Annotated in this window: 24 protein-coding genes and 1 pseudogene; 17 read left to right on the top strand and 8 right to left on the bottom strand. The window is 68.9% G+C overall.

The annotated features are described in order from the left end of the window. Positions 1-60: 60 nt before the first annotated feature. Both ACO2SS_RS17385 and ACO2SS_RS17380 read left to right on the top strand, forming a co-directional pair. Positions 61-789 carry a DUF433 domain-containing protein gene (locus ACO2SS_RS17385; RefSeq protein WP_423279017.1) on the top strand — a complete coding sequence of 243 codons (729 nt, stop codon included), beginning with the start codon at positions 61-63 and terminating at the stop codon, positions 787-789. Beyond that, on the top strand, positions 786-1,184 hold the full coding sequence (locus tag ACO2SS_RS17380; protein WP_423279016.1) for a hypothetical protein: 399 nt from the start codon (positions 786-788) through the stop codon (positions 1,182-1,184). The genes ACO2SS_RS17385 and ACO2SS_RS17380 overlap by 4 nt, the downstream gene beginning before the upstream one ends. A 10-nt stretch (positions 1,185-1,194) precedes the next feature. Here the strand turns inward: ACO2SS_RS17380 and ACO2SS_RS17375 are convergent, their stop codons facing one another. Continuing rightward, the gene (locus ACO2SS_RS17375; protein WP_423279075.1) at positions 1,195-2,712 is read right to left on the bottom strand and encodes a UxaA family hydrolase; all 1,518 of its coding nucleotides are present in this window, start codon (positions 2,710-2,712) and stop codon (positions 1,195-1,197) included. A 94-nt stretch (positions 2,713-2,806) separates the two neighbouring features. Here ACO2SS_RS17375 and ACO2SS_RS17370 point away from each other — a divergent pair, with 94 nt between their 5' ends. From ACO2SS_RS17370 to ACO2SS_RS17350, 5 genes are all read left to right on the top strand, one after another. Beyond that, the gene (locus tag ACO2SS_RS17370) at positions 2,807-3,412 is read left to right on the top strand and encodes a hypothetical protein (protein WP_423279015.1); all 606 of its coding nucleotides are present in this window, start codon (positions 2,807-2,809) and stop codon (positions 3,410-3,412) included. A 146-nt stretch (positions 3,413-3,558) separates the two neighbouring features. Next, a complete protein-coding gene (locus ACO2SS_RS17365) occupies positions 3,559-3,921 on the top strand; it encodes a hypothetical protein (protein WP_423279014.1) in 363 nt (120 codons plus the stop codon). Between the two features lie 66 nt (positions 3,922-3,987). Continuing rightward, complete coding sequence (locus ACO2SS_RS17360; RefSeq protein ID WP_423279013.1) at positions 3,988-5,469, top strand: FAD-binding oxidoreductase; 1,482 nt, start codon at positions 3,988-3,990, stop codon at positions 5,467-5,469. 2 nt (positions 5,470-5,471) lie between these two features. Beyond that, the gene (locus ACO2SS_RS17355) at positions 5,472-6,425 is read left to right on the top strand and encodes a sugar kinase (RefSeq protein ID WP_423279012.1); all 954 of its coding nucleotides are present in this window, start codon (positions 5,472-5,474) and stop codon (positions 6,423-6,425) included. Positions 6,426-6,683: 258 nt separating this feature from the next. Beyond that, the gene (locus tag ACO2SS_RS17350; RefSeq protein ID WP_423279011.1) at positions 6,684-8,117 is read left to right on the top strand and encodes an NAD-dependent succinate-semialdehyde dehydrogenase; all 1,434 of its coding nucleotides are present in this window, start codon (positions 6,684-6,686) and stop codon (positions 8,115-8,117) included. On the opposite strand, the gene modC is transcribed toward ACO2SS_RS17350, so the two are convergent. Genes modC through ACO2SS_RS17325 form a run of 5 tightly spaced genes read right to left on the bottom strand, consistent with a single transcriptional unit; the run spans position 8,114 to position 12,508 of the window. Next, positions 8,114-9,208 carry a molybdenum ABC transporter ATP-binding protein gene (modC, locus tag ACO2SS_RS17345; RefSeq protein ID WP_423279010.1) on the bottom strand — a complete coding sequence of 365 codons (1,095 nt, stop codon included), beginning with the start codon at positions 9,206-9,208 and terminating at the stop codon, positions 8,114-8,116. The genes ACO2SS_RS17350 and modC overlap by 4 nt on opposite strands. Continuing rightward, entirely contained in the window at positions 9,205-9,903 is a 699-nt protein-coding gene (modB, locus tag ACO2SS_RS17340; protein WP_423279009.1) for a molybdate ABC transporter permease subunit, read from the bottom strand. Before modB ends, modC begins: the two co-directional genes overlap by 4 nt. After that, the gene (gene modA, locus ACO2SS_RS17335; protein WP_423279008.1) at positions 9,900-10,694 is read right to left on the bottom strand and encodes a molybdate ABC transporter substrate-binding protein; all 795 of its coding nucleotides are present in this window, start codon (positions 10,692-10,694) and stop codon (positions 9,900-9,902) included. The genes modB and modA overlap by 4 nt, the downstream gene beginning before the upstream one ends. A 60-nt stretch (positions 10,695-10,754) precedes the next feature. Beyond that, a complete protein-coding gene (locus ACO2SS_RS17330; protein ID WP_423279007.1) occupies positions 10,755-12,047 on the bottom strand; it encodes an MFS transporter in 1,293 nt (430 codons plus the stop codon). A gap of 17 nt (positions 12,048-12,064) precedes the next feature. Next, positions 12,065-12,508: a MarR family winged helix-turn-helix transcriptional regulator gene (locus ACO2SS_RS17325; protein ID WP_423279006.1), complete on the bottom strand. Its 444-nt coding sequence runs from the start codon at positions 12,506-12,508 to the stop codon at positions 12,065-12,067. A 93-nt stretch (positions 12,509-12,601) separates the two neighbouring features. On the opposite strand from ACO2SS_RS17325, the gene ACO2SS_RS17320 reads away from it, so the two are divergent. Both ACO2SS_RS17320 and ACO2SS_RS17315 read left to right on the top strand, forming a co-directional pair. Next, a complete protein-coding gene (locus ACO2SS_RS17320) occupies positions 12,602-13,129 on the top strand; it encodes a PaaI family thioesterase (protein WP_423279005.1) in 528 nt (175 codons plus the stop codon). Beyond that, on the top strand, positions 13,126-14,535 hold the full coding sequence (locus tag ACO2SS_RS17315) for an MATE family efflux transporter (RefSeq protein ID WP_423279004.1): 1,410 nt from the start codon (positions 13,126-13,128) through the stop codon (positions 14,533-14,535). Before ACO2SS_RS17320 ends, ACO2SS_RS17315 begins: the two co-directional genes overlap by 4 nt. 10 nt (positions 14,536-14,545) lie before the next feature. Here ACO2SS_RS17315 and ACO2SS_RS17310 read toward each other — a convergent pair whose 3' ends face one another. Together ACO2SS_RS17310 and ACO2SS_RS17305 are read right to left on the bottom strand one after the other, a co-directional pair. After that, positions 14,546-15,319, bottom strand: a complete 774-nt coding sequence (locus ACO2SS_RS17310) for a hypothetical protein (protein WP_423279078.1) — start codon at positions 15,317-15,319, stop codon at positions 14,546-14,548. Between the two features lie 122 nt (positions 15,320-15,441). Then, positions 15,442-15,960 (bottom strand): annotated as a pseudogene (locus ACO2SS_RS17305) (peroxidase family protein); the annotation flags it as partial. On the opposite strand from ACO2SS_RS17305, the gene ACO2SS_RS17300 reads away from it, so the two are divergent. The 8 genes from ACO2SS_RS17300 to ACO2SS_RS17265 all read left to right on the top strand — a co-directional run bounded on the left by ACO2SS_RS17300 (position 15,862) and on the right by ACO2SS_RS17265 (position 23,799). Next, positions 15,862-16,179, top strand: a complete 318-nt coding sequence (locus ACO2SS_RS17300; protein ID WP_423279077.1) for a hypothetical protein — start codon at positions 15,862-15,864, stop codon at positions 16,177-16,179. The pseudogene ACO2SS_RS17305 and the gene ACO2SS_RS17300 overlap by 99 nt on opposite strands. A 94-nt stretch (positions 16,180-16,273) precedes the next feature. After that, positions 16,274-16,732, top strand: a complete 459-nt coding sequence (locus ACO2SS_RS17295; protein WP_423279003.1) for a RidA family protein — start codon at positions 16,274-16,276, stop codon at positions 16,730-16,732. Continuing rightward, on the top strand, positions 16,729-17,808 hold the full coding sequence (locus ACO2SS_RS17290; protein ID WP_423279002.1) for a D-TA family PLP-dependent enzyme: 1,080 nt from the start codon (positions 16,729-16,731) through the stop codon (positions 17,806-17,808). Before ACO2SS_RS17295 ends, ACO2SS_RS17290 begins: the two co-directional genes overlap by 4 nt. A 92-nt stretch (positions 17,809-17,900) precedes the next feature. Next, positions 17,901-18,638 (top strand): aquaporin Z, encoded by a 738-nt coding sequence (aqpZ, locus tag ACO2SS_RS17285; RefSeq protein WP_423279001.1) that lies wholly within the window; start codon positions 17,901-17,903, stop codon positions 18,636-18,638. A gap of 92 nt (positions 18,639-18,730) precedes the next feature. Further along, positions 18,731-19,723, top strand: coding sequence for a Bug family tripartite tricarboxylate transporter substrate binding protein (locus ACO2SS_RS17280; protein ID WP_423279000.1), 993 nt, complete (start codon positions 18,731-18,733; stop codon positions 19,721-19,723). An 82-nt stretch (positions 19,724-19,805) separates the two neighbouring features. Next, positions 19,806-20,801: a complex I NDUFA9 subunit family protein gene (locus ACO2SS_RS17275; RefSeq protein WP_423278999.1), complete on the top strand. Its 996-nt coding sequence runs from the start codon at positions 19,806-19,808 to the stop codon at positions 20,799-20,801. Between the two features lie 41 nt (positions 20,802-20,842). Further along, positions 20,843-22,339: a CoA-acylating methylmalonate-semialdehyde dehydrogenase gene (locus tag ACO2SS_RS17270; protein WP_423278998.1), complete on the top strand. Its 1,497-nt coding sequence runs from the start codon at positions 20,843-20,845 to the stop codon at positions 22,337-22,339. A 254-nt stretch (positions 22,340-22,593) separates the two neighbouring features. Further along, positions 22,594-23,799 (top strand): peptide ABC transporter permease, encoded by a 1,206-nt coding sequence (locus ACO2SS_RS17265; RefSeq protein ID WP_423278997.1) that lies wholly within the window; start codon positions 22,594-22,596, stop codon positions 23,797-23,799.

Below are 23,799 nucleotides of genomic sequence, written 5' to 3'. Positions count from 1 at the left end.
CCTTTGTCCATCTTTCTGCCAAGCCATGGTCGGGCTATGAGACGCGAGATGCATAAGCGCATGCCTATCTCTGAACCGGATGCGCTCGGGCGTGGCGCTTACGGAGCGGCAGAGAGCCTACGCCTCCTCAACTTCGCTCGTGATCCGGCGGCAGGGCATCGTAAGCTCTCGCGGCAGACGCTCTCGCGCTGGCTGCGTGGCTATGATTTCGGGGCTGGCGAGCACGCTGGACATTCCGATCCGCTCTGGCAGCCGGATTACGCGAACGACGACGATCGTATCGAGCTGAGCTTTCGCGACCTGATCGAGCTGCGCTTCGTGAAGGCCTTCCGCGATCTCGGCCTTGCACTGCCGACGATCCGGGAATGCTTCGAGCGGGCCGTCGAGGAAGTCGGCGACGAGCGCCCCTTCTCGACCCGGCGGTTTCGGACCGACGGCAAGACCATCTTTCTCGACATCACGCGTGACGTGCGCGAGGGCGAGCTTGTCGACCTGAAGCGGCGTCAGGGTGTGTTCCGGGCGGTAGTGGAACCGAGCCTGCGCGACCTGGAGTTCGATGCCGATGTCGTGGCGCGCTGGTTCCCGCTCGGGATGGGCCGGCGCTCGATCGTGATCGATCCCGCCCGCGCCTTCGGCCGGCCGGTGGCAGCGGAAGCCGGCGTTCCGACCGAGGTGCTGGCGGATGCCGTCGCCGTCGAGGGATCGCCCGAGAAGGTGGCTCGGCTCTATGAAGTGTCACCTGCGGCGGTCCGAGATGCGCTGCGCTTCGAGCAAGTTCTCGCTGCTTGAAGCTGCTGCTGGATCACAATCTCAGCCCGCGCATTGCGCGAGCTCTCAATGCCCTATTCTCGGGTGAGCATCAGATCTTCGCTCTCCGGGATCACTTCCACCCCGCTGCCACGGATACCGAGTGGATCAAGGCTCTTGATCGCGAGGGTGGCTGGGCGGTGCTGACACGAGACCTTCGTCTCAGAACGCGGCCGCACGAGCGGGACGCTCTGGATCGGGCTCAGATCGTGTTCTTCTTCCTCGATGGCAGTTGGCGGAAATACGACGTCGCGGAGACGACCGCACGGCTCATCAGGTTGGTGCCGAAAATGGCCGCGCAGGTTGACCTCGCGGAGCGTGGCCGCTTCGACCTGCCGATCAACGCGGCGTCGAAGCTCCGGCCGCACCGGGATTGAACTCGGGGCCTCACATCACTGCCCCGATCTGCCACGGCACAAATTCCGCATCGCCGTACCCAAGCTCCTCGCTCTTCGTGTGCTCGCCGGATGCGACCGCGAGGATCCTGGAAAAGATCTCGCGGCCCTTCTCCTCCACCGACATGCCTTCGAGGATGTCGCCGCAATTGATGTCCATGTCGTCGATCATGCGGCGGTAGATGTCGGAGTTGGTAGCGAGCTTGATCGAGGGGGCGGGTTTTGCGCCGAAGGCGGAGCCGCGGCCGGTCGTGAAGCAGATGAGGTTCGCGCCGCCCGCGACCTGCCCGGTGGCGGCGACCGGGTCGTAGCCCGGCGTGTCCATGTAGACGAAGCCCTTCTCCGTCACGGGCTCGGCATATTCGTAGACGGCTCGCAGGGTCGAGCGGCCGCCCTTGGCGGCGGCCCCGAGCGATTTCTCGAGGATCGTCGTGAGCCCGCCCGCCTTGTTGCCGGGCGAGGGATTGTTGTTCATCTCGCCGCCGTTCTTGGCGGTGTAGTCCTCCCACCAGCGGATGCGGTCCACGAGCTTCTGGCCGACCGCGACGGACGCGGCCCGGCGGGTCAGCAGGTGCTCCGCGCCGTAGATCTCGGGTGTCTCGGACAGGATCGAGGTGCCTCCGTTGCGCACCAGGATGTCGGAGGCGGCGCCGAGCGCCGGGTTCGCGGTGAGCGCCGAATAGCCATCGGAGCCGCCGCATTGGAGGGCGAGAACGAGGTCGGAGGCGGGGCGGGTCTCTCGCCTCGCGGCGGCCGCGAGCGGGAGCATGTCGCGGATCGCCGCGACGATCGCCTCCACGGTCTTCTTCGTCCCTCCCGTCTCCTGGATGGTGAGGGTCCGGAAGGTGTCGGATTCCGACAGCCCGTATTCCTGCTTCATCCGGCCGATCTGAAAGACCTCGCAGCCGAGGCCGACCATCACGATCCCGGCGAAGTTCGGGTGGCTCGCATAACCCCACTGGGTGCGGCGGAGGACCTCGAAGCCCTCGCCATAGGCGGCATGGCCGCAGCCGGTGCCGTGCACGATCGCCACCACGCCGTCGACGCCCGGATATTCGGCCAGCAGGCCCGAGCGCTCCACCGCGTCCGCCGCGAACCGCGCCACGGAGGCCGAGCAGTTCACGCTCGTCAGGATGCCGATGTAGTTCCGCGTGCCGGTCTTTCCGGAAGCGCGTCGAAAGCCCTGGAAGGTGGCGCGCTCCGCTTCGGGCAGGAGGCCGTCGTCCCGGGCGTCCTCCGCGAAGCGATAGTCGCGCTCGAAGTCGTGCAGGCCGACATTGTGCTCGTGCACCCATTCGCCGGGCGCGATGTGGCTTTTGGCGAACCCGATGATCTGGCCGAATTTCACGATCGGCTCGCCTTCGCGGACGGGCAGGACGGCCATCTTGTGGCCCTTCATGATCTTCTGCCGCGCCGTGATGCCGTGGGCCGTATCGCCCTGCCCGACGACATCGACCGCGATCACGACGTTGTCCGTACCTCCAAGGTGAATGACGCGCGGCGCGTTCATGGCGAGTTCATGCCTCCCTTTGGAAGCATTCCATACGGCGTTTCCGAGCACGATGCGAACGACATCGGGCCGCGCCGTACGGGGGAGCAAGGTCATGTCGGGGGGATCTGCCGGTCGCGCGCCGGTGCTGAACATCTGGGACGATCACTGGGATTTCCGCCCAGAAGACTGCCCCTGCGACGTGGATTTCGTCGCATGGCTCGACGAGCAGGGCATCCGGGATGCCTCGATCTATCATTTCGGCACCGGCGGGCATCACCATGTCGGCATCGAATGCGCCAAGCCGGAGCGGCAGAACCACGTCCTCGCCATCACGGCCGCGCCGCGCGAACACGAGGCCTTCGTCCAGCTCGCCGTGTCGCGGCCGGAGGTGCTGCGCTTCTACAATGCCGTCTTCGGCGACATCTATCTTATCAACGAGCAGCTGCTGCCCGAATTCGACGTCGTCACGCTGTTCCACCTCTGCGAGTTCAGGGGGGCGGCGAACGACGAATACGGCGCCCTGACCGATCTCGACGTGACCCGGATCCTGACGCGCCGGCTCAGGCCCGGCGGGTATATCCTGTTCTTTCCCGGTTCCTTCGCCTGGGATCGTACCAACGACAGCGCCAAGGATGTCGTGGCGGAATGGGAGCGCGACGGCGGCGTGGAGTTGGTCGGCCGCTTCAAGTCGCTGATCGTCTATCGAAAAGCGCCGTAGGGCGGTCGGCAAACCCTCGCGACAATCGCCATCCGGAGGGGAAGAAAAGCCCGAACGCGCAGGCTCCATCCTCTCCGGCAGTATCGAACCCCCTCATCCGGGCCGCGTTTGCGGGACAGGCCAGGACGGCCGGACAGGAGGCGGCGATGCGGAGCGTGTTGCTGGGATTCGCGGCGAGTGCCGCCGTGTGCCTTTCGGCGGCTGCAGCGAGCGCTGCGCCGGGCATGCCAGGCGGGACAGCCGGTGCGGGCGCGGCGCGGCCGGTCGCGATGTGCGGCTATTCGTGCCGGGACGGCGGACGCTACATGCCGGGCCCGCCGAGCGTCTGCCACGAGGAGGGCATGCGCCATTGCGGCCCCATGATGCGCGACATGATGCGCGACGACCGTCCGCGTTACCGCGAGCGCCGGCGCGATTGGGACGATGACGACTACGACCGTCCACGGCGCCGCGATCGTGGCGACGACTACGACCGTCCGCGGCGGCGGGACTTCCACGACGAAGAGTGACGAACGGGCCCCGCCGCGGCACGCAGCCGACTTGCCGGAAATTCGGGGTCGGGTCATGAGTGCGGGATGACCATCCATGCCGTCCCGCCGCTGACCAACGCGCCCGCGCAGGTCCTGCTGGAGCATCTCGTCGAGCGGCTCGGCGCCGCCCATGTCCGCACCGACCCGGACGAGATCGCCCTGCACCTGCGGGAGGAGCGCGGCCTCTACCAGGGAAGCGCCCTCGCGGTCGTGCGACCGGGCTCCAGCGAGGAGGTCGCCGCCGTGGTGCGGGAATGCGCGGCGGCTGGCGTCGCCATCGTGCCGCAGGGCGGCAATACCGGGCTCGTCGGCGGCGGCGTGCCCTATGGTGGAATCGTGCTCTCCCTCGCGCGCCTCAACCGCATCCGCGAGGTCGATGCCGTGAACGCCACCATGGTGGTCGAGGCCGGCTGCGTCCTGGCGGACGTGCAGAAGGCCGCCGATGAGGTCGGGCTCCTGTTTCCGCTGTCGCTGCCCTCCGAAGGCTCGTGCCGGATCGGCGGCAACCTCGCCACCAATGCCGGCGGCACGGCGGTCCTCCGCTACGGCAATGCGCGCGAACTCGCGCTCGGGCTCGAGGTCGTGCTGGCCGACGGGCGGATCTGGAACGGGCTGACGGCCCTCCGCAAGGACAATACCGGCTACGACCTCAAGAACCTTTTCATGGGCTCGGAGGGCACGCTCGGCATCATCACGGCCGCGGTGCTGAAGCTGTTCCCGGGCATACGCTCGCGGGCGACCGCCTTCGTCGGCCTCGCCTCCCCGGGCGATGCCCTGAAGCTGTTCGAGCGGCTCCGTGCCGCCGCGGGCGCCGAGCTCACGGCCTTCGAGTACATGCCGCATTTCGCGCTCGAGATCGTGCTGCGGCACCACGCTGCGGCCGTGAAGCCGCTGGCCGGCGAGCACCATTCCTACGCCCTCATCGAACTCGCCTCGCCGCAGCAGGATGCGGACCTCACCTCCATCTTCGAGGAGGTCATCGGGGGCGCCATCGAGGACGGATTCGTGGAGGACGCGACGATCGCCGCCTCGGATGCGCAGCGCCTCGCCCTGTGGGACCTGCGGGAGCGCCTGTCGGAGGTGCAGCGCTTCGAGGGCGGCTCGATCAAGCACGACGTCGCGGTGCCGGTCTCGCGCGTCGCCGAGTTCGTGGAGCGCGCGAGCGCCGCCTGCGAGGCCGAGATGCCCGGCGTCCGGGTCTGCGCCTTCGGGCATTTCGGCGACGGCAACATCCACTTCAACCTGTCCCAGCCCGTCGGGATGGACAAAGGCGCCTTCCTGGCGACCTGGGAGACCTTCAACCGCATCGTGCATGACATCGTGCGGGAGATGCACGGCTCCATCTCGGCCGAGCACGGGATCGGGCTCATCAAGCGCGACGAGCTTCCCCACTATAAGGACCCGGTCGCCCTCGACCTCATGGTCACGCTCAAGCGTGCGCTCGATCCGGAGAACATCCTCAACCCCGGAAAGGTTTTGGCCTTAGGCGAAAACCTCCCGGATGCGCTTCCCGGCGGAGGTGCCTGACCATGGCGGCCGAGGCGGAGTTCGATCTTCTCGCCTTCGGCGAGCCGTTGATGGAGTTCGCCGAGATCACCCGGGACGGCGAACGCCTCTATCTCCCGGGCCATGGCGGCGACACCTCGAACGTCGCCATCGCGGCGGCGCGCTGCGGCGCCCGGACGGCGTTCTTCTCGCATCTCGGCGATGACGCATTCGGGCGCGGCTTCCTCGAACTCTGGGACCAGGAAGGTGTCGACCGCTCGAGCGTCGTGATCCGCAACGGTGTCCGCACCGGGATCTACTTCATCTCCTACGGCCCGGACGGGCACGAATTCAGCTATTTCCGGGGCGGCTCGGCCGCGAGCCTGGTCCGGCCGGAGGACCTGCCGCTCGACCTGATCGCGCGGGCCCGGGTGCTGCATCTCTCCGGCATCAGCTCGGCCATCTCCGCCTCCTGCGCGGATTCGGTCTTTGCGGCGATGCGGCACGCGAAGGCGAATGGCCGCCTCGTCTGCTACGACACCAATCTGCGGCTCGCGCTCTGGCCGCTCGATCGCGCGCGCGCCACCATCCACGCGGCCGTGGCGCTCTGCGATATCGCCCGCCCCGGTCTCGACGATGCGAGGAAACTCACCGGCCTCCAGACGCCGGACGAGATCGTCGATTTTTATCTCGGACTCGGCCCGAAGATCGTGGCCATGACGCTCGGCAAGGACGGCACGATCGTGGCGACCCGGGACGAGCGCAGGATCGTGCCGAGCCAGCGCGTCCAGGCGGTCGACGCCTCGGGCGCGGGCGACACCTTCGGGGGGGCGTTCGTGGCCGAATGGCTCCGGTCGGGCGATCCCTTCCGGGCAGCCGAATTCGGCAACGCCGCCGCGGCCCTCAAGACGCTCGGCTACGGCGCGGTGGCGCCGATGCCGCGGAGGGACGCGGTGGAGCAGTTCATCAGGACGGGCGAGGTGGAGCCCGCCTCCTGACGATCAGGCAGGAAGCAGGGCTTCGCAGACTGCAACGACGACGACGGCCGAGGCGAGGACGGCCAGAGCAATACGCAACACGATGCTTGGTCCAAAGTAACGTGCGAACCGAACGCCCGTAGGCGCGGTCTGTTCAGGGCCGCGACGCTGCTTCGCACCGGAAGAGGCCGCGGCCGGCATCTGGAGATGCCACCACGGATGTCCTAAGACGCCGTCAACCCGGCTCGCCTCGTGCGGCCACGGAGGAGACAGACAGATATGTATCCAGAGGTCCTTCTGCACGTGGCCGGCGAGTGGCGCGGCGCCCGCTCGGGTGAGACCCGCCCGATCGTGAACCCGGCGACCGCCGAGGAAATCGGCCGCCATCCGGTTGCCGGCAAGGCGGACATGGACGAGGCCCTGGATGCAGCCGAGCGCGGCTTCAAGACCTGGCGCGCCGTCTCCGCCTTCGAGCGCAGCAAGATCATGCGCAAGGCCGCGAACCTGCTGCGGGAGCGCGTGGACGAGATCGCCCGGATCATGACGATCGAGCAGGGCAAGCCGATCGCCGAGGCCAAGGGCGAGACGCTCGCCGGTGCCGACACGATCGACTGGTTCGCCGAGGAGGCCCGCCGCGCCTATGGGCGCGTGGTGCCCGCCCGGCAGGACGGCGTGATGCAGATCGTGGTGCGCGAGCCGGTCGGGCCGGTCGCGGCCTTCACGCCCTGGAACTTCCCGATCAACCAGGCGGTCCGCAAGGTCTCCGCCGCTCTCTGCACCGGGTGCTCGGTCATCCTGAAGGGCCCCGAGGAAACCCCCGCGAGCTGCGCCGAACTCATTCGCGCCTTCCTCGACGCCGGCGTCCCGAGCGATGCCCTGTCGTACCTGGTGGGCGTCCCGGCGGACATCTCGTCCTACCTTATCCCGCACCCGGTCATCCGGAAGATCTCGTTCACGGGCTCGACCGCCATCGGCAAGCAGCTCGCCGCGCTCGCGGGCCAGCACATGAAGCGCGTGACGATGGAGCTCGGTGGGCACGCCCCGGCGATCGTGTTCAAGGACGCGGACCTCGACAAGGCGGTCTCGGTCCTCAGCGCGAACAAGTTCCGCAATGCCGGCCAGGTCTGCGTCGCCCCGACCCGCTTCCTGGTGCACGACTCGGTGAAGGACGAATTCGTCACCCGGTTCACGGCCGCCGCGAAGGCCATCAAGGTCGGTGACGGCCTGGATCCGAACAGCCGCATGGGACCGCTCGCCCACGACCGCCGTATTTCCGCGATGGAGAGCTTCGTCGCGGACGCGCAGGCGAGCGGTGCGGAGCTGACGACCGGCGGCAAGCGCATCGGCAACCAGGGCTACTTCTTCGAGCCGACCGTCTTCACGGACGTGCCGCTCACCGCCAAGCTGATGAACGACGAGCCCTTCGGACCGATCGCCGCCATCCGTGGCTTCTCGGACGAGGAGGAGGCCTTCGCCGAGGCGAACCGCCTGCCCTATGGGCTTGCGGCCTATGCCTATACGCGCTCGACGGATACGGCCGAGAAGATCGCCAGCCGCGTGGAATCGGGCATGGTCTCGATCAACCACCACGGCCTCGCCTTGCCCGAGGTGCCCTTCGGCGGCATCAAGGATTCCGGCTATGGCAGCGAGGGCGGCTCGGAGGCGATCGAGGCCTACCTGAACTCGAAATTCGTCACGCAGGCCCGGGCCTAGCTCTCCAGGATGGGCGGTGCGCCGCCTGGCGCGCCGGTCTCGATCGCGACGCTCTTGACGATCGCGTAGACGGGCCGGCCGGGCTCCAGGCGAAGCTCGGCCGCCGAGAGGCGCGTGATGCGCGCCACCAGGGTTTCGCCTCCGCACGAGACGGAGACGAGCGTCGATGCGGGGCCGTTCTCCCCCACGCTGACGACGCGCCCCTCCAGGACGTTCAGGGCGCTGATGCCGGCCGGGCGCTCGGTCGCCAGCATCACGTCGCGCGCCCGGATATGGACCCGCACCGAGGCCCCGATGGCGAGGGGTGGATGGGGCACTCGTAGCGGCCCGGCCTCCGTCGCCAGGGTCGCGAGCCCGAAGTGGCCGTCATGCCCCGTGACCCTTCCGCGGATGACGGTACCCGCCTCCGCGGCGAGGCCGGGGCGGCGCAGGATCTCCCCGGCGGAGCCCATCGCCACGACCCGGCCGCTCTCCAGGAGGACGACGCTGTTGGCGAGCCGTGCGACCTCGCCGGCCGCATGCGACACGAAGAGGATGGGCACCTTCGCGACGTCGCGCAGGCGCTCGAGATAGGGGAGGATCTCGGCGCGACGCCCTTCGTCCAGGTTGGCGAGTGGCTCGTCGAGCAGCAGGAGGCGCGGGGAGGCGAGGAGCGCCCGGCCGATCGCGACACGGCTCCTCTCGCCGCCCGAGAGGGACACGGGGCGGCGCCCGAGAAGATGCCCGATCCCGAGCAGTTCCACGATCCCGTCCATGTCGGGGGCCGGCTCCGCCCGGGGCGCGAACCAGCGCCCGAAGCGGAGGTTCTGCCGTACGGAGAGATGCGGAAAGAGGCGCGGTTCCTGGAAGACGTAGCCGATCCGGCGGCGGTGCGCGGGCACGACGATGCGCCGCTCCGTGTCGAGGAGCACGCGCCCGTCCACCCTGACGCGCCCGCGATCCGGCCGAAGCAGGCCCGCCACGATGCGCACGAGCGATGTCTTTCCCGAACCGGAAGGCCCGAAGAGCGCCGTCACGCCACCCTCGGCCACAAAGGCGGCCTCGAGCCGGAACGCGCCCTGCCGGTGCGCGACGTCGATCTCCAGGCTCATAGGGCGTGGCTGCGCCTGTTGACCATCCGTGCGAGGGCCTCGGAGGCGGCGAGCGCCGCGACCGAGATCACGACCGACACGAAGGTCAGCCGCAGCGCGCCGGCTTCGCCTCCCGGAACCTGGGTCAGGGCATAGATCGCGGTCGGAAGCGTCTGGGTCTCGCCGGGAATGTTGGACACGAACGTGATGGTCGCGCCGAACTCGCCCATGGCCTTGGCGAAGCAGAGGATCGCGCCCGCGATGATGCCGGGAAGGCTGAGCGGCAGCGTGACGATGAGGAAGACCAGGGTTGGGTTGGCGCCGAGCGTCGAGCCCGCCTCCTCCAGCCCGCGGTCGACCGCCTCGATGGACAGCCGGATGGCCCGGACCATGAGGGGAAAGCCCATCACGGCGCAGGCGAGCGCGGCTCCCGTCCACCGGAAGGCGAAGACGATGCCGAATGTCTCCGCCAGGAAGGAGCCGATCGGGCCGCGGCGGCCGAAGCCGAGCAGGAGGAAGTAGCCGGTGACCACCGGCGGCAGCACGAGCGGCAGGTGGACGAGGACGTCGAGCGCGCCGCGCCCCCAGAATCTCCCGCGCGCCAACGCGTGCGCGACGAGGATCGCCGGAACGAGGCTCGCGGCCGTCGCGGTCGCGGCGACCAGGAGGCTCAGCCGGACAGCGGTCCACTCCTCAGGCGTGAGCCAGCCCGTCACGATCCGGAAGAGGGGCGTCCGAGAACCGCAAATCCCTGTCGTTCGAAGGCCTGCCGGGCCGCCGGGCCGCGCAGGTAGATCAGGAGCGCCTGCGCGTCGGGATTGCGCGAATCCCGTGTGACCGCTGCCGGATAGACGATCGGCGGATGCAGGTCCTCGGCGAAGGTCGCCACGATCCGGACATTCGGCTCCGCGGCCGCGTCGGTGCGGTAGACGATCCCGAGCGGGGCCTCGCCCCGTGCCACGAGCAGGAGCGCCGCCCGCACGTTGTCCGCCAGCGCGACGCGATCCTTCACGCCGGCCCATGCTCCCAGCCTGTCGAGGGCGCTGCGACCGTATTTGCCGGCGGGCACGGCATCGACATTGGCCATCGCCAGGCGCCCGTCTCCGAGCGCGGCCTTGAGGTCGAGCCCTGGAGCAAGCGCCAGGTCGGCCTTGGAGTCCTTCGGGGCGACGAGGACGAGCCGGTTCGCGAGCAGGTTCAGCCGCGTCTCAGGCCGGATGAGGCTGCGCTCCGCGAGATAATCCATCCAGTCGAGATCGGCCGAGAGGAAGAGATCCGCCGGCGCGCCCGCCTCGATCTGCTTGGCCAGCGTGTTCGATCCCGCATAGGAGATCCGGGCGCGCTTGCCGGTGTCCCGCGTCCAGCCGGCCGAAATCTCGTCGAGCGCCGTCTTGAGGCTCGCGGCCGCGAAGATCACGACATCCCCGCCTTGGGCGAGGGCGAGGCGCGGGAAGGCGGCCAAAGCCGCGGCGCCTCCCAAAAGGCCGAGGACCTCTCGCCGTGTCATCCGCAAGCTCCCTGAAAGACTGCCCGGGAGCCTATCAGCTCGAAGCGGCGACCGGAACGGCTAGGCTCTGGCCAAGGCCCCCTGTTTCGAGGCGTCGCCCTGCCGGATCATCAGCACGGCGATCGCGGCCAGCATGCAGGCGGCGCCTGCCGTGTAGAAGGCTGGCAGATAGCTCGCGAAGGCGTCGCGGCTGATGCCGGCGCCCAAAGCGGCGGTCGCGGCACCGAGCTGGTGCCCGGTGAACACCCAGCCGAAGACCAGCGCTGCCTTCTCGCGCCCGAATTCCTGCCCGGCGAGCTTCACGGTGGGCGGCACGGTCGCGATCCAGTCGAGCCCGTAGAAGACCGCGAAGAGCGTCAGCCCATAGAACGAGAAGGTCGACATGGGCAGGAACAGCAGCGAGAGACCGCGCAGCCCGTAGTACCAGGCGAGAAGCTTGCGGCTGTCGTAGCGGTCGGAGAGCCAGCCCGAGAGCACCGTCCCGACGAAATCGAAGGCGCCCATCATGGCGAGGACCGAGGCCGCCTCGACGTTCTGCATTCCGAAATCGAGGCAGAGCGGGATGAAGTGGGTCTGGACGAGCCCGTTCGTCGAGAGCCCGCAGACGTAGAAGGAGAAAAACAGCACCCAGAAGGCCGGGCTGCGCGAGGCCGCGCCGAGGATGATGAACGCCGTCTTGAACGGGTTGGACGAGGGCGGCGGAGGAGGGGGCGCGACGGCCTTCTCGCCATAGGCGGGAAGGTTCACGTCGGACGGGTGGTCGCGCCCGAGCAGGAGCATCAGCAGCCCCGCCGCCGCGCAGGCGATCACCGCCGGGATGATGGCCATGCGCCAGCCGGCATTGTCGGCGATCATGGCGGCGAGCGGCAGGAAGGCGAGCTGGCCCGTGGCCGAACTCGCCGTCAGGATGCCGATCACGAGGCCGCGGCTCTGCGTGAACCAGCGGTTCGCCACGGTCGCGCCGAGCACCATGGCGGTCAGGCCGGTGCCGAGCCCGGTGAGCAGGCCCCAGTAGAGCCAGAGCTGCCAGAGCTGGTTCATCAGGGTGGAGAGGCCGAGCCCGACCACCACGAGCGCGAGCGCCACCGTCACGATGCGGCGTAGCCCGTAGCGCTGGATCAGGGCGGCGGCGAAAGGCGCTATGAGGCCGAAGAGGAGGAGCCGGACCGCGAGGGCGCCGGAGATCGAGGCCGTGTCCCAGCCGTATTCCTTCTGCAGCGGCACGAGGAAGACGCCGAGATTGCCCATGGCGGCCGCGGTCGCGACCATGACCAGGAAGGTCACGGCCACCATGACCCAGCCGTAGTGGATGCCGCGCCGCGCCAGAGCCGGCGCCAGGACGTTCGAGAGCATGGAGACCTCCGGGCCGCTCAGCGGGCCTTCTCGAAATCGAGGGCGGTGACGCCCGCAAGGGTTTCCCGGAGCGCTGCCGCGCGCTCCGGGCCATAGACCTCGTCGAACCTGGCCTGGGCGGCGGCCCAACCTGCGCGCGCCGCGCGCAGGCGCTCCAGCCCGAGATCGGTCACGCTGAGCGCCCGCCGCCGCGCATCGCGCGGATCAGGCGTGATGGAGACAAGCCCGTCGCGCTCGAGCGGCCGGACGTTGCGACCCATGGTCGTGCGGTCCATCGCCATGATGGAGGCGAGCTCGTTGATCGTGCGCGGCCCGAGGCGCTGGAGGTGGGCGAGCACCGAGTACTGCGTCACCTTCAATCCCGTCCCCGCGAGGTGCCGGTCATAGTGGCTCGTGATGTGACGAGCCGCTTTGCGGATCGCGAGCGCGTTGCACAAGTCAGGTTTCGTGATGGGAGACATCAAGCATTCTGCGCCGCTGGCTCTTGCGTCGGCCATATAGGTGCATATACGCTTATTTTGCAACCTCCTCGGTGAAGGGGTGCGGAGATGCGGATGAGCGATGGACGCGAAGCCGGCGAGCGCCGCCGTACCGTAACCTGGTCGGACCCGAAGGCGCTCGCGGCGGCAGGCCGCGGCCTTTCCGGAGCCGCTCACCTGCGGGCCATGATGGCGGGCGACCTGCCGCCCCCTCCCGTGATGGCGCTGCTCGGCATCACGCTCGACACGGTCGACGAGGGGCTCGTGCGAATGCAGCTCCAGGCCGCGGAGTACCTCTACAATCCGATCGGCACGGTCCATGGCGGCATCGTGGCCACGATCCTGGATTCCGTGATGGGCTGCGCCGTGCACAGCACCCTGCCGGTCGGGCGCGGCTACACCACCCTCGAGATCAAGGTGAACTACCTGCGGGCGGTCACCGAGGCGGCGGGCATCGTGACGGCGGAAGGCCGCGCCGTGCATGTCGGGCGGACCACCGGGGTCGCCGATGCCCGGCTCTTCGACGCGGCGGGCCGCCTCTACGCGACCGCATCGACGACCTGCCTCGTCTTCGACCTGCCGCCCGCGAAAGCCGGCGCGTGAGCGGGCCCGGCGTCGCGCTCGATCCGCGCACACGGACCCTCCTCGAGGCGCCCATCCTGCCGACGCTGGTGCGGCTCGCCTGGCCGAACCTCCTGGTCATGCTGGCCCAGGCCTCGACGGGGCTCATCGAGACCTATTGGGTCGGCAAGCTCGGCACGGATGCGCTGGCCGGGATGGCGCTCGTCTTCCCGGGCGTAATGCTGATGCAGATGCTGTCCGGCGGTGCGCTGGGCGGCGGGATATCCTCCGCGGTCGCCCGCGCGCTCGGGGGAGGGCGGCGGGAGGACGCGAACGCGCTCGTCCTCCATGCGATCGTCATCAATGCCCTGATCGGTGCCGGCTTCTCGGTCGCGATGCTCCTCTTCGGACGGCCCTTCTATCGGGCCCTGGGCGGCGAGGGCGCCTCGCTCGAGGCCGCGCTCGCCTATTCGAACGTCGTGTTCTGCGGCAACACCATCCTTTTCGTGATGAACGCGCTGGCGAGCGTGCTGCGGGGCACGGGCAACATGCTGGTGCCCGCGCTCGTGACTTGCATCGGGGTGGTGCTGCTTCTGCCCCTCTCGCCCATCCTCATCTTCGGATGGGGCCCCGTGCCGGCGCTCGGCGTGGCCGGAGGCGGGTTCGCGCTGCTCGCCTTCTACGTCGCGGGCGCCGCAATCCTCGCCTGGTACCTGCTGGCGGGGCGAAGCGTCGTGCGGCCCGCCCTCGCGCCCCTGCGCTGGCGGCTGTCCCGGGACATCCTGCGGATCGGCGCCGTGGCGGCGGTGTCGTCGATCCAGACCAATGTCGTGATCGGCGGCGCGACGGCGCTCGTGGGCCTGCAGGCGGGTGCCGCGGCGCTGGCGGGATTCGGCACGGGTGCCCGGCTGGAATACCTCCTCGTCCCGCTCGTGTTCGGGATCGGGGCTCCCCTCGTCGCCATGGTCGGGACGAGCGTCGGCGCGGGCCGTCACGACCGGGCCCTGCGGGTCGCCTGGTCGGGCTGCGCCCTGGCCTTCGTGGTGACGGAAACGGTCGGCATCGCGGCTGCGATCTGGCCGCGCGCATGGCTGGGCCTGTTCGGCACGGATCCCGCCATGCTCGATGCCGGCGCCGCGTACCTCCGCGCCGTCGGGCCGTTCTACGGCTTCTTCGGCATCGGCCTGTCGCTCTACTTCGCGTCTCAAGGAGCCGGGCGGCTGCTCTGGCCGCTGGTCGGCGGATTTCTCCGCATGATCGTCGCGCTCGGCGGGGGCTGGATCGCGATGCGCCTTACGGGACGGATCGAGGCGCTCTACGTCGCCCTCGCGCTGGGGCTCCTGGCCTATGGGGTCACGGTCGCGACGGCGGTCGCCCGGGGCGTGTGGTTCGCACGGCCCGAGACCTCGCCCGCGCCAGCGACCGATCTGGGGCCCGCGCGGGCCTGATCCGCCGGTTTCACCCGACCGGGTTTATGTCGCCTACGAACCGGATGAGGTCGGCCATGGTGAAATGGCCGGCCTGCGCGGATGGCAATTCCGGCTTCCAGTTGGAGCGCTGCCAGAGGAAGGATTCGTGGTCGCCGTGAACGAGGCCGAGAAAGGTCTCGGCCACGATCGTCGAGGCCATGGGCCCGAGGCGCTTTCCGCCGTGGAAGTGCTCCGCCTCCTTGAGGACGTAGTACCAGAGTGGCGTCGCCTCATGCAGGCCCTGCCGCTTGGCGGCGGCCCCGTCCGGACCCTTGGCGACTTCGAGCGGCGTGAGCGGCGTCAGCCCCATCGCGCGGCAGACGTCCTGGCCGGAGGGCAGCCCGATCTGCACGCCGCGACGCAAGTTCCGGAACGGCAGGATGAACTCCCGCCGTTCCGTCTCCGTGGGATCCTTGCGCAATCCTGGAAGCGTGTGGAGCGCGGGCGTGATGAAGGGGTCGAGCCGGCGCGAGTGGTTGAACGTGAAATCGTCGCCGCCCTCGCCCTCGATGTCGAAGAACCGGCGCCAGTCGATGATCCAGTTCGAAGGGAGGAGAGCTTGGGCGGCGGGCGGAGGCTCGGGAGGGCTCGGGGCCAGTTCTCCGACGATGAAGCCAGACTTGCCCGTGAACCGGAAGAGAAGCTCGAGCGTGCCGTTCCCGATCGTCCCGTCGACCGGGTTGAACACCCGGTTGTGGCTGTAGGTCTCGCGCACCATCGAATGGCCGAGCCGATAGGCGGCCGCGGCGAATTCGGCCGGCATATAGGGCCGCTCGCGGAACCGGTAGAACCGCCGTCCTCCTGCTTGATCTTCATCACCAGGCCCGGCTCGGTCAGCCGCTCGACGAAGTCGAACAGCACGATCCACTGGTAGTGCCAGGTCACGATGCGCCGGGCTTCCTTGAAGAGCGCCGCGCCCTTCAGGCCGGGCTGCTTCGTGCCGAGCAGATCCACCACCTTGTTGTGAAACTTCAGCATCAGGAGGTGGAACTGCGCGACCAGCAGGTTTTCGTCGTTCCGTTCGTCGAAGATGAGGGCATGGCCGACCTGGTTCCTGGGCAGGTCGTTTGGATGGGCTGGGACCTTTGCGCCGCCCTGGATATCCGCGATGGATTCCGCCGTGTGGCCGATCAGCAGCTTCGCCGTGACATGAAAATCCGTCGGGTCGCGCTGGTAGAGGTACGGATGAATGCCAGGGCCGTCGCCGTACACTGAATCGAGGTCGAGCGCCGGCGTTCGAAAATTCGTGGTCGCCTTCGGGTCCGCGTGCTGCTGGTCCAGCGGCGTCGTGTCGAGCGTGATGTCGTGGTCGACGAACTGGCCGAGATAGGTGTAGCCGGCCGGAATCTCCGGATTATCCCCGCCGGGGAGCGGGTTGCCGTCCGAATCGAGCTTGTCCTTCATCGCCTCGGCGAGCTTGACGAGGGCGTCGTCCCCCACCGTGAGCGGGACGAGGTTCGGGAACATGAGCCCGAACTTGCCGGGATCCCCGATGCCCGAGAAGGAATGAAGCGTTTCCGGCTTCATGCCGCGTACGCCGTGGCCATGCATCGCGAGCTCGGTCATGCCGCCCCCCTCTTGGGCGCCGGCACCCTCGCCGACACGGAGGTTATGATCGCATAGGTTGTGTTGATTGCAATCTAGATGTGTGTGGATCGGTGATTAGGGTGACAGGCAGGGCCGGCCGTGCATCCTGGGCACGCGCTGGAGTGCCCCGATGAATCCCGAACAGAAGCTCGCAGAGCTCGGCCTCGAACTGCCGGTCCTTTCGACGCCGGTTGCGAACTACGTTCCGTTCAAGCGGGACGGGAACATCGTCTACCTGTCTGGCCAGGGTCCCCGCCGACCCGACGGCACCTACCCGGCCGGCAAGGTCGGGCGCGACGTCACGATCGAGGAGGCCTACGGCCACGCCCGCCAGACGGCGCTCGGCCTGCTCGCGGCCGCCAAGGCGGCCGCCGGATCGCTCGACCGGGTGGAGATCCTGAAGGTTTTCGGGATGGTGAACGCCGTTCCGGACTTCGCCGACCAGCCCAAGGTCATCAACGGCTGCTCGGATCTCCTCGTCGAGGTGCTGGGCGAGCGCGGGCGGCATGCCCGCTCGGCCGTCGGCCTCGGCTCCCTTCCTAACAACATGACGGTCGAGATCGAGGCCGTCATCCGCGTGCACGAGTGATGCGCGCGCTCTACGAGACGGTCGCGCGCGAGGTCGGCACGCCCGCCGCGATCGTCGATCTCGACATCGTCGAGCGGAACATCGCGCGCATCCAGCGTGCCTGCGACGAGGCCGGGCTGAAGAACCGCCCTCACATCAAGACGCACAAGAGCCCGCTCCTCGCGGACATGCAGCGGGAGGCGGGCGCGGCCGGCATCACCTGCCAGAAGCTCGGCGAGGCCGAGATCTTCGCCGAGGCGGGCCACCGCGACATCCTGATCAGCTACAACATCATGGGCGAGGAGAAGATCGCCCGCCTCGCCCGGCTGACCGAGCGCGCGGACATGATCGTTGCCACGGACAATCCGGTCAGCATCGCGGCGGCTTCGGAGGCTGCGACCCGGGCAGGGCGCGAGATCGGTGTCGTGGTCGAGTGCGATACCGGCCGCAGGCGCGCCGGCGTCGAAACTCCCGGGGAGGCGATCGCGCTTGCTGGCGAGATCGCCCGCGCGGCCGGCCTGCGCTTCGACGGCTTCCTGCTCTACCCGCCGGAGGACGCCTTTCCGGCCACCCAGGCGTTCCTCGATGCCGCGACGGAGGGGGTCCGCGAGTTCGGCCTGTCCCCGCGCATCGTCTCGACGGGAGGCACCCCCAACCTCGCCAATCTCGGCCGCATCCGGGGCGCGACCGAACACCGGCCGGGCACCTACATCTTCAACGACCGCATGATGATGGCGGCGGGCGTCGCGGCGCTCGGGGATTGCGCCCTGACGATCGTCTCGACCCTTGTCAGCCGCGCGACACCTGCCCGTGGCATCCTGGATGCCGGGTCGAAGACGCTGACGAGCGATCTCGGCAAGCTCAAGGGGCACGGCCTCGTCCGCGAATACCCGGAGGCCGTCATCCATGCCCTCGCCGAGGAGCACGGCTTCGTCGATCTTTCCGCCTGCGCGAGGCTGATCGAGGTCGGCGAACTGGTCGGAATCGTGCCGAACCACGTCTGCGTGGTCGTGAACCTGATGGACCGGCTGATCGCGACCCGCGGCGGCGAGATCGTGGGCGAGATCCCGGTCGCCGCGCGGGGACGGATCAGGTAGCCGCCGCGCTCCTCGCGACAGCATCCTGTCGACTGCTTCGACCAGAGGCGTATCCTCCCTGCGGGCAGGCCTGCCCGCAGGGAGGACCGAGCATGGATCGGGATACGACGCGCCGCTCGACGGCGGAGTTTTTCGGAACCTTCTGGCTCACTTTCGGAGGATGCGGGGCGGCAGTGCTGTCCGCCGCTTTCCCGCAATACGGGATCGGGTTCGCAGGCGTCGCGCTCGCCTTCGGGCTCACGGTTCTCTCGATGGCCTATGCCGTCGGCCATATTTCCGGAGGGCACTTCAATCCGGCCGTGACCCTCGGCCTATGGTCCGCTGGGCGTTGCGCGAACCGTCACGTGGTTCCCTATGTCGTCGCGCAGGTCGCGGGCGCGATCGTGGCGGCCGCGGTTCTCTACCTGATCGCCTCCGGAAAGCCGGACTGGGTTCCGGGCGGCTTCGCGTCCAACGGATACGGCGAGCTGAGCCCCGGGAAGTACCGGCTTTCCTCGTGCTTCCTGATCGAGCTCCTGGCGACGTTCTTCTTCCTGTTCATCATCATCGGGACGACTTCGAAGGGGGCGGCGAGCGGGTTTGCCGGGATCCCCATCGGGTTCGCTCTGGTTCTCATCCACCTGATCTCGATCCCGGTCACGAACACGTCCGTGAACCCGGCGCGCAGCACCGGGCCGGCCCTCTTCGCGGGTGGACCATACGTGGCGCAGCTCTGGCTCTTCTGGCTGGCGCCCATCCTGGGCGCGGTGGGAGCAGGGCTCCTCGCCAAGTGGCTGTATGAGCCGGTCGACGCGGTCGAAACGATCGTCGTCGAGGAGCGCGTCGTCTAGCGGCAGGGGTGGCGCGCCGCTCCTTGCCCTGCGCTGCCGCGTCGATACTCTCCTCCCGGGCGCATCAAGACGTCCGGGAGGAAAAGGCCAGGATGAAGACCGTAGGGATTACCCGGAGGACCGCGCTCGCCGGTCTCGCCCTCAGCCCGCTCGCCCGGCCAGCCCTGGCCCAGGTCGGCGACGGCTGGCCGAGGCAGCCCGTCCGCATCATCGTGCCATACCCGGCAGGCGGCTCGACCGACGTCCTCACCCGCATCCTGGCCGAGCGGCTCAAGGACAAGCTCGGCGGGACCTGGGTGATCGAGAACCGGCCGGGTGCGGGCGGCAATGTCGGGATCGACGGGGTCGCGAAGAGCGAGGCGGACGGCCATACCATCGGCTCCGCCACGGTCGGCCATTTCTCCATCAACCAGTATCTCTACGCCAAGATGTCCTGGGATCCGGACCGGGACCTCGCGCCTGTCTCGATGACCTGGGAACTGCCGAACGTCGCCGTCGTGCCGAGCGAGCATGTCCCGGCAAAGACGCTCGCCGAGTTCATCGCCTGGGCGAAGGCCAAGGAGGGCGGCATCTTCTTCGGCAGCCCGGGTGTCGGCACCACGCCGCATCTCTCCGGCGCTCTCTTCTGCACCCGGAACGGCATCAGGGGGACGCATGTGCCGTTCCGGGGCGCGGCCGCGACGATTCCCGCGATGCTCAAGGGCGACGTCCAGTTCGCGATCGACAATCTCGCCTCGTACACGGGCATCATCGAATCCGGGCAGATGCGGGCGCTTGCCGTGACCTCCCCCACGCGATGGCCGACCATGAAGGACGTCCCGACCATGAAGGAGGCCGGGATGGACGATTTCGTGGTGACCTCCTGGGCAGCCTTCGTGGTTCCCAAGGCGACGCCGCCTGCAGTGGTCCAGAAACTGTCGCAGGCGCTGCAGGAGATATCGAAGGAGCCTTCTGTCCAGGAGCGCTTCCAGATCGCCGGCGCCCGGGTGCTCGGAACCCCGCCCGAGGAGGTCACCAGCCTCGGGCACAAGGAGCGCCCGATGTGGCAGGAGATGGTGCGGGTCTCGGGCGCCAAGCTCGAGTGAGGCGTTTTCGTCTCTGGCCGGCTTCCCAGGCGGGCCGCCCTTGCCGTAAGGGAACCGGCAACAGGGTTCAGGGTCTCCGTCCATGGACGCGATGCGTCAATCCCCGAAGTTCGTGACCGTGTTCGGCGGCTCGGGCTTCCTTGGCCGCCATGTCGTGCGCGCGCTCGCGAAGCGCGGCTATCGCATCCGCGTGGCGGTCCGCCGGCCGGATCTCGCCTTCTTCCTCCAGCCTCTCGGCGCTGTCGGGCAGATCCAGCTGGTCCAGGCCAATCTCCGCTACCCGGATTCGGTGAAGCGCGCCGTCGACCGGGCCGATGCGGTCGTGAACTGTGTCGGCATCCTGAACGAGAGCGCCCGCCAGCGCTTCAGCTGGGTCCAGGCCGAAGGCGCCAGGGCGGTTGCGGAGGCGATGGGGGCCGGACACCCGCTCGTCCACGTCTCCGCGATCGGAGCTGACGCGAATTCCGAATCCGCCTATGCGCGGACGAAGGGGTTGGGCGAGCAGGCCGTGATGGCGGCCCGGCCGGATTCCGTGATCGTCAGGCCCTCGATCCTGTTCGGGCAGGGCGACAGCTTCTTCAACCGGTTTGCCGGACTTGCCCGGGCCCTGCCGGTGCTGCCCATCGCCGGTTCCGATACGCGCTTCCAGCCGGTCTGGGCCGGGGACGTCGCCGAAGCAATCGCGCGCGCGGTCGACGGCAAGGTCGAGAAGGGCCGGACCTACGAGCTCGGCGGGCCAGAGGTGAAGACGCTGCGGGAACTCGTCGAGTACGTGCTGCAGGTGACGGAGCGGAAGCGCGCGGTCGTCGCCCTCCCGGAAGGCGTCGCCCGGATCCAGGCGCGGCTGCTCGAGATCGCCGATACGCTGACGTTCGGCCTGCTGCCCGACGACCTGAAGCTCACGCGCGACCAGCTGATTCTGCTCCGGTCCGACAACGTCGTGTCCGAACAGGCCAAGGCCGAGGGACGGACGCTCGAAGGCATGGGCGTCACGCCGCGGGCCATGGAGGCCATCGTCCCCGGCTATCTCACCCGGTTCCGCAGGACCGGCCAGTTCGACCTCGAACGTGCGGCCTGAGCCGCATCTGCAATCAAGACACCAAGTAGGGAGACACGCGCATGCGTGACATCGGGCATTTCATTGGCGGCAAGAACGTCGCCGGCACCTCGGGACGACACGCGGACGTGTTCGAGCCCATGACCGGAGAGGTCCAGGCGCGGGTCGCGCTGGCCTCGAAGGCGGAGCTTCGGGCGGCCGTGGAGAACGCCAAGGCGGCGCAGCCCGCCTGGGCGGCCACCAACCCGCAGCGCCGCGCGCGCGTCATGATGCGCTTCCTCGACCTCGTGCAGCGCGAATACGATGCGCTGGCCGAGTTGCTCGCCCGCGAGCACGGCAAGACGGTGCCGGACGCGAAGGGGGACATCCAGCGCGGCCTCGAGGTCGTCGAGTTCGCCTGCGGCATCCCGCACCTGATGAAGGGCGAGTACACGGAAGGCGCGGGCCCGGGCATCGACATCTACTCGATGCGCCAGGCGCTCGGCGTCGTTGCCGGCATCACGCCGTTCAACTTCCCGGCCATGATCCCGATGTGGAAGTTCGCCCCGGCGATCGCCTGCGGCAACGCCTTCATCCTGAAGCCGTCCGAGCGCGATCCGGGCGTGCCGATGCGGCTCGCCGAGCTGATGCTGGAGGCGGGGCTACCGGCCGGCATCCTCAACGTCGTGAACGGCGACAAGGAGGCCGTCGACGCGATCCTGGACGATCCGGACATCAAGGCGGTCGGGTTCGTCGGCTCCTCGCCGATCGCCCAGTACATCTATCACCGCGCGGCCGGCACCGGTAAGCGCGCCCAGTGCTTCGGCGGCGCCAAGAACCACATGATCATCATGCCGGATGCCGACATGGATCACGCGGTCGATGCGCTGATCGGCGCCGGCTACGGCTCGGCCGGCGAGCGCTGCATGGCGATCTCGGTCGCGGTGCCGGTCGGCAAGGCGACCGCCGACAAGCTCCTCGAGAAGCTCATCCCGCGCGTCGAGAGCCTGAAGGTCGGCCCGTCGACGGACCCGTCCGCCGATTTCGGGCCGGTCGTCACGCAGGCGGCGCTCGACCGGATCAAGGGCTATGTGGACCTCGGCATCCAGGAAGGCGCCAAGCTCGTCGTCGACGGCCGCGGCTTCAAGATGCAGGGCTACGAGAACGGCTTCTACATGGGCGGCTGCCTCTTCGACGAGGTGACGCCGGACATGCGGATCTACAAGGAGGAGATCTTCGGACCGGTCCTCTCCGTGGTTCGCGCGAAGGACTACGCCGAGGCGCTGCGCCTGCCGACCGAGCACGAATACGGCAACGGCGTTGCGATCTTCACCCGCGACGGCGACGCGGCGCGCGACTTCGCCGCCAAGGTCGATGTCGGCATGGTGGGCATCAACGTGCCGATCCCGGTTCCGATCGCCTACTACACCTTCGGCGGCTGGAAGGCCTCCGGGTTCGGCGACCTCAACCAGCACGGCCCGGACTCGATCCGGTTCTACACCAAGACCAAGACCGTCACCTCGCGCTGGCCCTCCGGCGTGAAGGAGGGCGCCGAGTTCGTCATCCCGACGATGCAGTAGCGGAGGCTGGCCGGCCTGCCACGATGGAGCCTCGCCGAGGCTGCATCGGATGGGGGCGGAGCCGGCCATTCCTTCCAGGCTCGTGAAACGGGTTCCGGCCTTTCCCGGAACGCCTCTGCGACGAACTGAAGACAATCCCGCGTGGGTCGGACAGGCGTTCGGCCAGTGTTGCACGGCTCCTACAGCCACGCTGTGGGGCGGCGACTAGGGTCCGGCGGCTGGGATTACGATGGCCAGCGGCTGACGATAGGGCCATGGCGCGCGCGCCCTCCACCGATCCGGCGAAAGACGCCGCCGCACTGCTCCGCCGGCTCGGCTTCGCGACCCTGATGCTGATTCTGCCGCTCGTGGCGTCGTTCTCGCGCCGCGGCGTGGTGCTCTTCCTTCCGATCGGCGTCGCGCTCCTGGTGATCGCGAGCGTGCTGGACGGGGCCTACAGGCCCCTGCGGATCAGCGCCGACCGGCTCACTGCCTCCGCGGGCGTCCTGGCGGGGGGATTCGGCCTCGCCTGGGCGGCGGTCTCGCTGGCCTGGACGCCCGACCTCTCGGACGCCACCGAGCGGCTGCTCGGGCTGTTCGGCAGCGTCGGCCTGGGGCTCGCCGCCTATCTGTCGCTGCCCGATCGCATGCGGGCGGCCAATCTCTACCTGATCCCCGTGGGAGCGGCGCTCGCCGCGGTCGCCGTGATCGTCGGAGCCTTGGCGATCCCGAGCCTCGTCGATCCGGAAGCCGAGGGGCAGAGCCTCTACCGCGGCCTCTCGGTCATCGCCCTCCTGACCTGGCCCGCTCTCGCCTGGCTGAGGTCCCGGAACCGCGATCTGGAGGCGATCTGCCTCGTGCTGGTGATCGGGCTGGCGACCCTGCTCGGCCCGGAGCCGGCCATCTCCGCCGCGTTCGCGAGCGGTGCGCTCGCCTGGGTTCTCGTGGCGCTCTCGCCGTCGGTGGGCGTGATCATCGTGGGCACGGTCCTGGCAGCGATCGTGCTCCTGTCGCCGCTCCTGCCGTTTCTGCTCTCGCCCTTCGCGCATCATCTCGCGATCGGCGGTTTCCCGGAGGCTTTAGCCGGCTGGAAGTCGCTCGTCGGGTCCGCGCCCGCGCGGCTGCTCACCGGCCACGGCTTCGGGGCCTTCATCCAGGCTCGGATCGGCTACGCCCTGCCGGTCGGCACGCCCGATACGCTGCTGGTCCAGGTCTGGTACGATCTCGGCGCGGTCGGCGCCCTCGCGGCCGGAATCGCCCTCTGGGCGGGGCTGAGGGGTGCGGCTTACAACTATGTGCCGCTGCTGCCCGGCGTCGTGGCGGCGTTCGCGGCAGCCTTCGCGCTCGCCTGCGCGGGGGTAGGCAGCGGCCAGGCCTGGTGGCCGGCCGCGCTGGTCGTGCTCGTCATTGCCTTCGTGGGGGCGGAGCGCGGGCAGTTCCGGACCCGGCGGCCGCGCGCACGCGACCTCGCCCGGGTCTGA

The organism is Enterovirga sp. CN4-39 (assembly GCF_049446235.1).
Taxonomy (GTDB): Bacteria; Pseudomonadota; Alphaproteobacteria; order Rhizobiales; family Beijerinckiaceae; genus Enterovirga.
The sequence above is the reverse complement of the archived record's forward strand: the minus strand, read 5'-3'. Positions and strand labels throughout refer to the sequence as shown.